The sequence below is a fragment of the Streptomyces sp. NPDC043738 genome (assembly GCF_056436545.1).
The window spans coordinates 58,644-70,854 of the sequence record NZ_JBWKCJ010000042.1; the positions used below are offsets into that span (position 1 = coordinate 58,644).

General features: G+C 71.8%; 12 protein-coding genes. 3 read left to right on the forward strand and 9 right to left on the reverse strand.

Annotated elements, in window-relative coordinates; genetic code table 11:
- Positions 1–135: 135 nt before the first annotated feature.
- The 4 genes from AC0680_RS35145 to AC0680_RS35160 all read right to left on the reverse strand — a co-directional run bounded on the left by AC0680_RS35145 (position 136) and on the right by AC0680_RS35160 (position 4,356).
- The gene (locus tag AC0680_RS35145) at positions 136–1,461 is read right to left on the reverse strand and encodes a hemolysin family protein (protein ID WP_478637018.1); all 1,326 of its coding nucleotides are present in this window, start codon (positions 1,459–1,461) and stop codon (positions 136–138) included.
- An 11-nt stretch (positions 1,462–1,472) separates the two neighbouring features.
- Complete coding sequence (gene ybeY / locus AC0680_RS35150) at positions 1,473–1,970, reverse strand: rRNA maturation RNase YbeY (protein ID WP_128506079.1); 498 nt, start codon at positions 1,968–1,970, stop codon at positions 1,473–1,475.
- Between the two features lie 43 nt (positions 1,971–2,013).
- Entirely contained in the window at positions 2,014–3,018 is a 1,005-nt protein-coding gene (locus AC0680_RS35155; RefSeq protein WP_384426887.1) for a PhoH family protein, read from the reverse strand.
- Between the two features lie 174 nt (positions 3,019–3,192).
- Positions 3,193–4,356, reverse strand: coding sequence for a carbohydrate kinase family protein (locus tag AC0680_RS35160; RefSeq protein ID WP_478637022.1), 1,164 nt, complete (start codon positions 4,354–4,356; stop codon positions 3,193–3,195).
- A 48-nt stretch (positions 4,357–4,404) separates the two neighbouring features.
- Here AC0680_RS35160 and AC0680_RS35165 point away from each other — a divergent pair, with 48 nt between their 5' ends.
- Positions 4,405–5,742, forward strand: a complete 1,338-nt coding sequence (locus AC0680_RS35165) for a family 4 glycosyl hydrolase (RefSeq protein ID WP_478637024.1) — start codon at positions 4,405–4,407, stop codon at positions 5,740–5,742.
- 84 nt (positions 5,743–5,826) lie between these two features.
- Here AC0680_RS35165 and AC0680_RS35170 read toward each other — a convergent pair whose 3' ends face one another.
- From AC0680_RS35170 to AC0680_RS35180, 3 genes are all read right to left on the reverse strand, one after another.
- On the reverse strand, positions 5,827–6,456 hold the full coding sequence (locus AC0680_RS35170; RefSeq protein WP_478637026.1) for an MBL fold metallo-hydrolase: 630 nt from the start codon (positions 6,454–6,456) through the stop codon (positions 5,827–5,829).
- Entirely contained in the window at positions 6,456–7,541 is a 1,086-nt protein-coding gene (locus AC0680_RS35175) for an S-(hydroxymethyl)mycothiol dehydrogenase (protein WP_478637028.1), read from the reverse strand. Before AC0680_RS35175 ends, AC0680_RS35170 begins: the two co-directional genes overlap by 1 nt.
- A gap of 147 nt (positions 7,542–7,688) precedes the next feature.
- Complete coding sequence (locus tag AC0680_RS35180; protein ID WP_478637030.1) at positions 7,689–9,086, reverse strand: enolase C-terminal domain-like protein; 1,398 nt, start codon at positions 9,084–9,086, stop codon at positions 7,689–7,691.
- Positions 9,087–9,338: 252 nt separating this feature from the next.
- Between AC0680_RS35180 and AC0680_RS35185 the strand changes: the two genes are divergently transcribed.
- On the forward strand, positions 9,339–10,154 hold the full coding sequence (locus tag AC0680_RS35185; protein WP_478637032.1) for an HAD family acid phosphatase: 816 nt from the start codon (positions 9,339–9,341) through the stop codon (positions 10,152–10,154).
- A 47-nt stretch (positions 10,155–10,201) separates the two neighbouring features.
- On the opposite strand, the gene AC0680_RS35190 is transcribed toward AC0680_RS35185, so the two are convergent.
- Both AC0680_RS35190 and AC0680_RS35195 read right to left on the reverse strand, forming a co-directional pair.
- Positions 10,202–11,107 (reverse strand): ribonuclease Z, encoded by a 906-nt coding sequence (locus AC0680_RS35190; protein ID WP_478637034.1) that lies wholly within the window; start codon positions 11,105–11,107, stop codon positions 10,202–10,204.
- A gap of 6 nt (positions 11,108–11,113) precedes the next feature.
- Positions 11,114–11,473: a histidine triad nucleotide-binding protein gene (locus AC0680_RS35195; RefSeq protein ID WP_478637036.1), complete on the reverse strand. Its 360-nt coding sequence runs from the start codon at positions 11,471–11,473 to the stop codon at positions 11,114–11,116.
- A 173-nt stretch (positions 11,474–11,646) separates the two neighbouring features.
- Between AC0680_RS35195 and AC0680_RS35200 the strand changes: the two genes are divergently transcribed.
- Positions 11,647–12,078, forward strand: a complete 432-nt coding sequence (locus AC0680_RS35200) for an OsmC family protein (protein ID WP_478637038.1) — start codon at positions 11,647–11,649, stop codon at positions 12,076–12,078.
- The last annotated feature ends 133 nt before the right edge of the window (positions 12,079–12,211 follow it).

The following is a 12,211-nucleotide window of genomic DNA, read 5'->3' on the forward strand; positions in this document are numbered from 1 at the left end:
GCCCCCTCGGCAATGACTTGCAGAACATTTCTGGTGCACTGCAGATAAGTACCCATGTGCAATTTTCTGCAGGTAAGCGCCGTGTGCAATTTTCTGCACATCGGCGGCGGAGAATACTCCCGTATTCGCCGGGGGCTACCCGGAGAGTTCCCCGGCCTCGCCGGCGACCTTGGCGCGGACCGGCTCGCAGACCACCGTGATGATCTTGTTGCGGCGGCCGGCCGGCGACTCGGCGGTCAGCCGGAGCGCGGTCAGCTCCGGGTCGGCGTCGGCACCGGAGAGGTCCACCTCAGCGGTGGCGCCGGCGATCGGGACCCGGCCGAGGAGCTTGGCGAGCAGGCCGCCGACGGTCTCCACGTCCTCGTCGTCCAGCTCGGGCAGGCCGTAGAGCTCACCGAGGTCGCCGATGTCCAGGCGGGCGGTGACGCGATAGCGGCCGTCACCGAGATCCTCCACCGGCGGCAATTCACGGTCGTATTCATCGGTGATCTCGCCGACGATCTCCTCGAGGATGTCCTCGATGGTCACGATTCCGGCGGTGCCGCCGTATTCGTCGATGACCACCGCGACATGATTGCGGTCCTGCTGCATTTCGCGCAGCAGATCACCGGCGTTCTTGGTGTCGGGGACGAAGACGGCGGGCCGCATGGCCGTGGAGACCAGCTCGGTCTCGGCGTCGCGGCTGATGTGGACCTTCCGGGCGAGGTCCTTGAGGTAGACCACGCCGACGATGTCGTCCTCGTTCTCACCGGTCACCGGGATCCGGGAGAAGCCCGAGCGCAGGGCGAGGGTCAGCGCCTGGCGGATGGTCTTGAAGCGCTCGACGGCGACCAGGTCCGTACGCGGCACCATCACCTCGCGGACGAGGGTGTCGCCGAGCTGGAAGACCGAGTGCACCATCCGGCGCTCCTCGTCCTCGATCAGCGACTCCTTCTCGGCGAGGTCCACCAGGGAGCGCAGCTCCGCCTCGGAGGCGAACGGCCCCTTGCGGAAGCCCTTGCCGGGGGTCAGGGCGTTGCCGATGAGGATCAGCAGCTGCGGGATGGGGCCCATGACGCGGGCCAGCGGCAGCAGGACGTACGCGGCGGCCGTGGCGGTGTTCAGCGGATGCTGGCGGCCGATCGTGCGCGGCGAGACGCCGACGGCGACGTAGGAGACCAGCACCATCACGCCGATGGCGACGGTCAGCGCCTCCCAGGTCTCCTCGAAGGAGCGCAGGCAGGCGTAGGTGACCAGGACGCCGGCGGCCATCTCGCAGCCGACCCGCACCAGCAGCGCGACATTGAGGTAGCGGGTGGGATCGGCGGCCACCGCGGCGAGCTTGGCGCTGCCGCGGCGCCCGGAGCGGACCGCCTCCTCGGCGCGGAAGCTGGTGGTACGGGCCAGGCCCGCCTCCGCGCAGGCGGCGAGCCAGGCGATCACGACGAGCAGGACCGCGACCGCGATCAGTTGGGTGGTCATCGCGGGCACCGTCAGGTGACGGTGGGGGCGGGAGAGGGGCCGGTCAGGCCCCGCTCGGCGCGCCAGCCATCGATGATCGCCGCCTGCAGGCCGAACATCTCGGCCTTCTCGTCCGGCTCCTCGTGGTCGTAGCCGAGGAGGTGGAGCACGCCGTGGACGGTCAGCAGCTGGAGCTCCTCGTCCATGCTGTGCCCGGTCGGCGCCTCCTCGCCCTGCTTCTTGGCGACCTCCGGGCACAGCACGATGTCACCGAGGAGCCCCTGCGGGGGCTCCTCGTCGTCCTTGGCCGGCGGACGCAGCTCGTCCATCGGGAAGGACATGACATCGGTCGGGCCCGGCAGGTCCATCCACTGGATGTGGAGCTGCTCCATGGCCTCGGCGTCCACCACGATGACGGACAGCTCGGAGAGCGGGTGGATGCGCATCCGGGCGACGGCGTAGCGGGCGACGTCCAGGATGGCCTGCTCGTCGATGTCCGTACCGGACTCGTTGTTGACGTCGATGGACATGGGGGCGTTGCTTCTCACTTCTCGTTCGCTCGGTGCGTCCGGCTCACTGGCCGTTGCGGCTGTCGTACTTCTCGTAGGCGTCGACGATACGGCCGACCAGCTTGTGGCGGACCACATCCTGGCTGGTGAGCAGGGAGAAGTGCACGTCGTCGACGCCGTCCAGGATCTCCCGGACCTGGCGCAGACCGCTCTTCGTGCCGCCCGGAAGGTCGACCTGGGTGACATCGCCGGTGATGACGATCTTGGAGTCGAACCCGAGGCGGGTGAGGAACATCTTCATCTGCTCGGGGTTCGTGTTCTGCGCCTCGTCGAGGATGATGAACGCGTCGTTGAGCGTCCGGCCGCGCATGTACGCCAGCGGCGCGACCTCGATCGTGCCCGCGGCCATCAGGCGCGGGATGGAGTCGGGGTCGAGCATGTCGTGCAGCGCGTCGTAGAGCGGCCGCAGATACGGGTCGATCTTCTCGTAGAGGGTGCCGGGCAGGAAGCCCAGCCGCTCGCCGGCCTCGACCGCGGGGCGGGTCAGGATGATGCGGTTGACCTGCTTGGCCTGCAGCGCCTGGACGGCCTTGGCCATGGCCAGATACGTCTTGCCGGTGCCGGCCGGGCCGATGCCGAAGACGACGGTGTGCTTGTCGATGGCGTCGACATAGCGCTTCTGGTTGAGGGTCTTGGGCCGGATCGTGCGCCCGCGGTTGGAGAGGATGTTCTGGGTGAGCACCTCGGCGGGCGTCTCGCTCACCGCGCCCCCGCCGTCCTCCGCCGCGCGCAGCATGGCGATCGAGCGTTCCACCGCGTCCTCCGTCATCGGTTGTCCGGTGCGGAGCACCAGCATCATCTCGTCGAAAAGGCGCTGGATGAGGGCGACTTCCCGAGCGTCGCCGACAGCGCTGACTTCGTTGCCCCTGACATGGATGTCGGTCGCCGGGAAGGACTTCTCGATCACGCGCAGTAGCGAGTCTCCGGACCCCAGGACCGTGACCATCGGGTGCTTGGCCGGGACGGTGAACTGGGCGGACGCCTGCGGTTGCGTGGGTGTCTGGGTCATAGGGCGGCTCGAGGCCTGCTCAACCCCCATCCTTTGCTCATCGGAGGAGCCCTCAGAGGTGCCTGCCTGCACTGACTCCTTGCGCTACAAGAGTACGACGGGGCACTGACAAGCCCGAGGGCTTTTCCCGGCCGCCCCGGCCGGCGAAGGCCGCGATCCCGCCGTCGACGCAGCTCAGGCCGGGCGGCGGAAGCCGATCGTGGGGACGGCCCGGGCCAGCGGAGCGGGCCGGTAGGCCGCGGGCAGCACCTCGTCGAGGAAGGCGTACTGGCGGCGCAGCGCGCCCGCCGTGCCGGTCTCGTAGGCCCGCACCTGCCGCCACCAGGCCGCGATCTCCGCCCAGCCCGGCGCGGAGAGCGAACCGCCGAACTCCTGCACCGACAGCGCGGCGCTCAGTCCCGCGAAGGCCAGCCGGTCGGCGAGCGGCCAGTCGGCCAGGGTGCCGGTGACGAAGCCCGCGACGAAGACGTCGCCGGCGCCGGTGGGGTCCAGCGCCTCCACGGCGATCGCGGGGACCTCGGCGCTCTCGCCGGTCCGCCCGTCCACCGCGTACGCCCCCTCCGACCCCAGCGTGACGACCGCGAGCGGCACCAGGTCGGCGAGCTTGCGGGCGGCCGCGCGCGGGCAGTCCGTACGGGTGTAGCGCATCGCCTCCTCCGCGTTGGGCAAGAACGCCTCGCAGTGTTCGAGGTCGGCGAGGTCGGCCGGGTCCCAGCGGCCGCTGTCGTCCCAGCCCACGTCCGCGAAGATGCGGCTGCCGCGGCCCGCCGCGCAGCCCAGCCAGCCCTCCCGGCGGCCCGGTACGAGCGAGGCGACGCAGGCGCGGGACGGCGGCGGGCAGCCCGGCGCGTGCTTGCCGTCGAAGGCGAATTCGGGCGGCGGGGCCTCATGGCCGTGCGAGACCATCGTGCGCTCGCCCTCGTACGCCATGGAGACGGTCACCGGGGAGTGCCAGCCGGGGACCGTGCGCGACAGCGCCAGGTCGATGCCCTCGCCCTGTTCGAGCGCCTCCCAGCAGTACTCGCCGTACTTGTCGTCGCCGAAGGCCGCGGCGAGGGACGTGCGCAGCCCCAGCCGGGCCAGCGCGGTGGCCATGTTGGCGACGCCGCCGGGGCTGGAGCCCATCCCGCGGGCCCAGGACTCGGTGCCGCGCACCGGCGCGGAGTCCAGGCCGGTGAAGACGATGTCCAAGAAGACCGTGCCGGTGAGGTAGACGTCGGTGTGCGGATCGCCCTCGGCGCGCACCTCGGCCAGCGGATCGAGGGCCGGTGGCACTTCGGCCGGGCCTGCGGGCGGATGGACATCGCGTCGGCTGCTCACCGTGCACGCCCCTCTCATATCAGCACGTGCCGCCAGTGTGCCTGATGCTGCGGTACGTTCCGCCTCATGAGGCTCACGATTCTCGGCGGCGGCGGTTTCCGGGTGCCGCTGGTCTACCGCGCGCTGCTGGCCGACGCGACGGGATCCGTCTCCGAAGTGGTGCTGCACGACACCGACGCCCGCCGGGTGGCGGTGATCGCCGAGGTGTTGGCGCGGCTGGCGCAGGGCCACCGGGCGCCGGTGCCCGTACGGGTCGCGACGGGGCTGGACGACGCGCTGGCCGGCGCCGACTTCGTCTTCTCCGCGATACGGGTGGGCGGCACCGCCGGCCGGATCCGCGACGAGCGGATCCCGCTGTCGGAGGGAGTGCTCGGCCAGGAGACGGTCGGCGCGGGCGGTGTCCTGTACGGCCTGCGGACGATCCCGGTGGCGCTGCACATCGCCGAACGGGTCGCGGCGCTCGCCCCGGACGCCTGGGTCATCAACTTCACCAACCCCGCGGGCATGGTCACCGAGGCGATGTCCCAGGTGCTCGGCGACCGCGTCATCGGGATCTGCGATTCACCCGTGGGGCTGGTTCGCCGGGCGGCACGGGCGGCCGGCGCGGACCCGGCGGCCTTCGAGCACGGCGACGTCGGATACGACTACGTGGGGCTCAACCACCTGGGCTGGCTGCGGTCGTTGACGCTTCAGGGCAAGGAGCTGCTGCCGGGGCTGCTCGCCGACGACACGGCGCTGGGCTCCTTCGAGGAGGGGCGGCTCTTCGGCCCGGACTGGCTGCGCACCCTGGGCGCGCTCCCCAACGAGTACCTGCACTACTACTACTTCCGCCGCGAGACCCTCGCCTCGGTGCGGGACACCGCCGAGACCCGCGGCGAGTTCCTCGACCAGCAGCAGGGCGGCTTCTTCGAGCGGGCGGCCGCAGCCGGCGGCCCGGAGGCGGTGTACGCGCTGTGGGAGCGGACGCGGCTGGAGCGCGAGGAGACGTACATGGCGCACAGCCGCGAGGCCAGCGGCGGCTGGCAGCGCGACAGCCACGACCTGGAGGGCGGTGGCTACGACCGGGTGGCGCTGGCCCTGATGCACGCCATCGTGGGCGACAGCGGGACCCGGCTGATCCTCAACGTCCGCAACGGGACGACGGTGCCGCAGCTGGCGCCGGACGCGATCGTGGAGACGGTGTGCGAGGTGACCGCCCGCGGCGCCCGCCCGCTGCCCTGCGCGCCGCTGCGGGAGGACCAGTTGGGGCTGATGCTGCAGGTCAAGGCGGTGGAGCGGGCGACGGTCCAGGCCGCGGTGGGCAAGGACGCCGGCGCGGCGCTGCGGGCGCTGGCGCTGCATCCGCTGGTGGACTCCCCCGCGGTGGCCGCCCGCATCCTGCGGCGGGCGGCCACCGGGGCGTGACCCCCGGGGAATGCCACCCGCCCCCACTCCGTTGAGGCCCGCAAGGGGCCCGCCCGCCCCCTAAGGGATGTGTTCGCCCACCCCCTAATGCCCGCGCTTGATCCACTCGTCCAGGTGCGGGGCCTCGGCTCCGATCGTCGTCGGATCGCCGTGCCCGGTGCGTACCGCCGTCTCCGGTGGCAGGGTCAGCAGCCGGTCCCGGATCGAGTCGACGATCGTCGGGAAGTCCGAGAAGGACCGGCCGGTGGCGCCGGGACCGCCCTGGAAGAGGGTGTCGCCGGTGAAGACCGTCCGCAGGTCGGGCGCGTAGAGGCAGACCGCGCCGGGGGCGTGGCCCGGGGTGTGCAGCACGTGCAGGTCCGTACCGGCGATGGTCAGGACCTGTCCGTCCGCCAGTTCCGTGTCCGGCACGGTGTCCGGGTGGGTCTGCTGCCACAGCGGCAGGTCGGCGGGGTGCAGATGGATCCGGGCGCCGGTGCGGTTCGCCAGCGCGGGGGCGGCGTCGATGTGGTCGTTGTGCGCATGGGTGCAGATGATCGCGCGCAGCGTCCGTCCGCCGAGCGCCGCCAGGATGGCCTCGGCGTCGTGGGCGGCGTCGATGACGATCGCCTCGTCGTCGTCGCCGACGATCCAGACGTTGTTGTCGACGTCCCAGGTGCCGCCGTCGAGCGAGAAGGTTCCGGAGGTGACCAGGTGGTCGACGCGGGCCGCCATCAGAGCGTCACCACCGAACGCAGCACGTCGCCGGCGTGCATCCGTTCGAAGGCCCGCTCGACCTCGTCGATGCCGATGGTCTCGGTGACGAAGGCGCCGAGGTCGATCCGGCCCTGCTGGTGCAGGTCGATCAGCATCGGGAAGTCGCGGGAGGGCAGGCAGTCGCCGTACCAGGAGGACTTCAGGGCGCCGCCGCGGCCGAAGACGTCCAGCAGGGGCAGCTCCAGGGTCATCTCCGGGGTGGGGACGCCCACCAGGACGACGGTCCCGGCCAGGTCGCGGGCGTAGAACGCCTGCCGGTAGGTCTCCGGCCGGCCGACCGCGTCGATGACGACGTCCGCGCCGAAGCCGCCGGTCAGCTCGCGGATCGCCTCGACGGGGTCGGTGGTGCGGGAGTTGACGGTGTGTGTGGCGCCCATGGTGCGCGCGGTCGCCAGCTTGCGGTCGTCGATGTCCACCGCGACGATCCTGGCCGCTCCGGCCAGCCGCGCGCCGACCACGGCCGCGTCGCCCACTCCGCCGCAGCCGATGACCGCGACCGAGTCGCCGCGCCCGACCCCGCCGGTGTTGAGGGCGGCGCCGATGCCCGCCATCACCCCGCAGCCCAGCAGACCGGCCACCGCGGGCGACACCTCCGGGTCGACCTTGGTGCACTGTCCGGCGGCGACCAGCGTCTTGTCGGCGAAGGCCCCGATGCCGAGGGCGGGGCTCAGCTCGGTCCCGTCCTTCAGCGTCATCTTCTGCCGGGCGTTGTGGGTGTCGAAGCAGTACTGGGGGCGGCCGCGCAGACAGGCCCGGCACGCTCCGCACACCGCGCGCCAGTTGAGGACGACGAAGTCGCCCGGCGCGACGTCGGTGACACCGGGTCCGACCGACTCCACCACGCCGGACGCCTCGTGCCCGAGCAGGAACGGGAACTCGTCGTTGATGCCGCCCTGCTTGTAGTGCAGATCGGTGTGGCACACCCCGCACGCCTGGACCTTCACCACGGCCTCGCCGGGCCCCGGATCCGGCACCAGGATCGTCTCCAGCCGGACCGGTTCGTTCTTCCCCGGCGCAATCACGCCGCGCACTTCCTGTGCCATCGGAACAGCCCCTTTCAAAGATCACATACGGGACCACTGTGGCGCACACTGCCACTGAGCCGTGCCTCACCGTACGCGTGCGGGGCTACCGTGCGCAGGACCACGGCCGGGTCCGTGATCTCCGGCCGGGAGCGCGCCGCACCGAGGTCACCAGCGCGGGACGGCGGGGGTGGTCCAGCCGGGATCGGCGCGCCGCATGGCGGCGGCGTCGTCGCGGTCGCGCAGGCCGCCGTCGTCGGCGAGCCAGCGGCGGTGCAGCGCGGCGAGCCGGTCGCGGTCGAGGGCGACACCGAGGCCGGGGGCGTCGCCGACGTCCACCCGGCCGTCGCGGAAGGTGAGCCGCTCGGTCAGGACGTCCTCGGTCTGCCAGGGGTAGTGGGTGTCGCAGGCGTGGGCGAGATCCGGCACGGTCGCCGCGACCTGGGTCATCGCGGCGAGGCTGATGCCCAGGTGGGTGTTGGAGTGCATGGACAGACCGACGCCGAAGGCGCGGCAGACGGCGGCGAGTTCGCGGGTGCGGCGCAGCCCGCCCCAGTAGTGGTGGTCGCAGAGCACGATCTGGACGGCGCCCCGGGTGAAGGCCGGGGCGATCTCGTCGAAGGTCGTCACGCACATGTTCGTGGCCAGCGGGAGTGCCGCCCGCCGCCCGCCCCCGTCCCGGCCGCCGGCGGTCCGTCCCGCTCCGCGCAGTCCGGCCGCCACCCGCGCCATACGGTCCGTGCCGCTCGCGGGGTCCTCCAGGTACTCCAGGACGTCGTGCAGTTCGTCCGCGACCCGCAGCGACGTCGCCACGCTCCAGGCGCCGTTGGGGTCGAGCCGCAGCGGCCGCCCGGGGAACGCGGCCGCCAGCGCCCTGATCGCCGCCACCTCCCGCGCGGGCGGGAAGACCCCGCCCTTGAGCTTGAAGGACGTGAAGCCGTGGGTGTCGGCGAACCGGCGGGCCTGCGCGACGACGCCGGCCGGGTCGAGCGCCGCGCCCCAGTCGTCGCGCTCCCCCCGGCCGCCCGGGTGCCGCGCCCATCGGTAGAAGAGGTAGGCGCTGTACTCCACGCGGTCGCGGACCTTGCCGCCGAGGAGGGCGTGGACGGGCAGGCCGGCGGCCCTGCCCCAGGCGTCGAGGCAGGCGACCTCGAAGCCGGAGAGGACCGAGAGCCGCAGCTTGCCGGCGGTCTGGACGCCCCGCAGCCCGCCGGCGTCGACCGCGTCGGCGCCGGTCGCGGCGTTGGGGTCTCCCCTGCTCGAACGTAGTTGAGAGCTTGGGGAAGAGTCCCCGCACACCTCGGCGGCGAGTGCGGGCAGCGTGTTCAGGTCCGTGACCGAGCGGCCGATCAGCGCGGTCGCCAACGGCTGTGCCAGATCGAGGTACTTGGTGTCCCCGTAGGTCTCGCCGAGGCCGGTCGTGCCGTCCTCCGTGGTCAGCTCGATGATCAGCCGGGGGGTGTAGGGCTGGTGCACGCCCTGGGTGTTCAGCAGCGGCGGATCGGCCACCAGGACCGGGGTGAGGCGGACCTCGGCGATGGTGAGGGCGTCCTTGGGGTCGGTCATCCGGGGCTCCTACGGGCCAGGACGTCGCGACCGACGCCCACACCGTTCCTGTATGTAGATGGCATCCATGGATGGAGTCGGAGGCTAGGGACCGGGCGCCCCGGTCGTCAACACCCTGGGCCGCGCGTCCCGTTGGCCGCACCCACCCACCCGGCCGAGCCTTTACCAATCATTGAATCTTCGCGCGTAGATAGGCATTTAAGGCTCTGTTAGACCTACCGGTGACCACTCACCCCCCTGAAGGAGCCGCGCATGCGCCGTTTCGATCGCTTCCGTCCCGCCCTCTCCCGCCGCGCCCGCCTCGGCGCCACGGCGGTCGCCGCCCTCGTCACCGGCACCGCGGTCTTCGGCATCGGCCAGGCCACCGCCGAACACTCCGTGCCGCGCACCGACAAGGAGATCCCGAACCTCACGCAGGTCCAGGACAAGATCAAGGCGTACTACGGCGACACGGTGACGGCCGACGGCGAGCACTACGCCTCCCCGAAGAGCAACTACGCCCGCCAGGTCCGCGGCATCGAGGCCAAGGCCCGCGCCTACCTGACCAAGGCCCTGGCCAAGCACTCCAAGGGCGACGGGCGCGCCAAGCCCGCCATCGTCCTCGACATGGACGACACCACCCTGCTCACGTACAACTACGAGCTCCAGGTCGGCTTCAACTACACCCCGGCCAGCCAGGACAAGTACCTGGAGACCACCGACATGGACCCGGTCTTCGGCATGGACCGCCTGGTGAACTGGGCGCACGACAAGGGCGCCCAGGTCTTCTTCATCACCGGCCGCAAGGAGTCGCAGCGCGACTGGAGCGTGCGCAACCTCAAGAACGTCGGCTACGACGTGGCGCTGGACCGCGGCCACGTCTACCTGAAGAACAAGGAGAACCCGCCGCCCTACCTGCCCTGCGGCGCCACCTGCACCACCATCGAGTACAAGTCGGGCACCCGCAAGCACATCGAGTCCCTCGGCTACGACATCGTCGCCAACTTCGGGGACCAGTACAGCGACCTGAGCGGCGGCGCCGGCGACCGGACGTTCAAGATGCCGAACCCGATGTACTACCTGCCGTGAGGCGGGGCGCCCGGTGGCCCGCCCGGCGGGCGGCGGCCACCGGGCGCTCAGCGCCGCTTGGGCAACGGCACCCGCATCAGGTCCCTGGCGATGGTCAGTTCGCCCGTATAGCCGGCCGCCCGGGCCTGCCGCTCGAACTCCGCGGGGTCGGCGTACCGCTGCGAGAAGTGCGTCAGGACCAGATGCCGTACGCCCGCCCGCGCGGCCACCTCGGCGGCCTGCCCGGCGGTCAGATGTCCGTGGTCCACGGCCAGTTGGACGTCCTCGTCCAGGAACGTCGACTCGATGACGAGCATGTCCACGCCCTCGGCGAGCGCATGGACGCCCGGGCACAGCCGGGTGTCCATCACGAACGCGAACCGCTGGCCGGGACGGATCTCGCTGACCTCCTCGACGGTGACGCCGTTCAGCTCGCCCAGCCGCTGCAGGCGTCCGACGTCCGGCCCGGTGATGCCGTGCTCCGCCAGCCGTTCCGGCAGCATCCGGCGGGAGTCCGGCTCCACCAGGCGGTAGCCGTAGGACTCCACGGGGTGCGAGAGCCTGCGCGCCTCCAGCAGATACGACTTCGAGCGGTCCAGCTCACCGTCCTCGACGACCGGCCGCTGGACCAGCCGGACCGTCTCCCGGTACGCGGTGGCATAGCGCAGCCGGTCGAAGAAGCGCTCCCCGCTGGCCGGGTAGTGGGCGGTGATCGGGTGCGGCACCCGGTCCAGATTGATCCGCTGGATCACCCCCGCCAGGCCGAGCGAGTGGTCGCCGTGGAAGTGCGTGACGCAGATCCGGTTGAGGTCGTGGGCGGCGACCCCGGCGCGCAGCATCTGGCGCTGGGTGCCCTCACCGGGGTCGAAGAGCAGCCCCTGGCCGTCCCAGCGCAGGAGATAGCCGTTGTGGTTGCGGTGCCGGGTGGGGACCTGGCTCGCGGTACCGAGGACGACCAGTTCGCGTACGGACACGGTCGGCTATCCGGGGGGCCATTGGAGGCCGCGGCCGCCCAGGACGTGCAGATGCGCGTGGAAGACGGTCTGGCCGGCGCCGGCGCCGGTGTTGAAGACGACCCGGTAGCCGCCGTCCTCGACCTCGTCCGCGGCGGCGACCTCGCGGGACTCGCGCAGTATGTCGGCGATGACCTGCGGTTCGGCGGCGGCCAGGGCGGCGGCGTCCGGGTAGTGCACCTTGGGGATCACCAGGACGTGGGTCGGGGCCTGGGGGTTGATGTCGCGGAACGCGACGGTGGTCTCGGTCTCCCGGACGATGGTCGCCGGCACCTCCCCCGCCACGATCTTGCAGAACAGGCAGTCGGCCTGCGGTTCTCCCGCCACCGGTGGCTCCTCCCGGGTCATCCGTCATGCGCACGGTACGCACGGCTTGGGATGCTACCGGGCGGCCGGCACGGCGGCGGAACGGGCGCGCCCCGCCCATCGGCGCCACACGGCCCCGGGGATCACTAAGCTGACCGGTGATCGCTTTCGCCCACAACCGGGAGTTATGCACCATGGCAACCACGCGCACCGCCCAGACCCACTGGGAAGGCAACCTCCTGGAGGGGAAGGGCACCGTCGCCCTGGCGTCCTCCAACATCGGTACGTACGACGTGAACTGGCCCGCCCGCGCGGAGCAGCCGAACGGCGTCACCAGCCCCGAGGAACTGATCGCGGCGGCCCACTCCTCCTGCTACTCGATGGCCTTCTCGCACGGCCTGGCGGGCAAGGGATACACCGTGGCGTCCCTGGACACCCAGGCCGATGTCACCTTCCAGCCCGGTGAGGGCATCACCGCCATCGTCCTGACCGTCAAGGCCAGCGTCCCCGGCCTGTCCGAGGCGGACTTCCAGGCGGCGGCCGAGGACGCCAAGAAGAACTGCCCGGTGAGCCAGGCCCTGGCGGGCGTCAAGAACATCACGCTGAACGCGGAACTTCTGGCCTGACGCGTCGGCCGGCCCGGTCCGGTCGCTCCTTGCGTGAACGGCGGTGGGGGGGGGGGGGGGGGGGGGGGGGGGGGGGGGGGGGGGGGGGGGGGGGGGGGGGGGGGGGGGGGGGGGGGGGGGGGGGGGGGGGGGG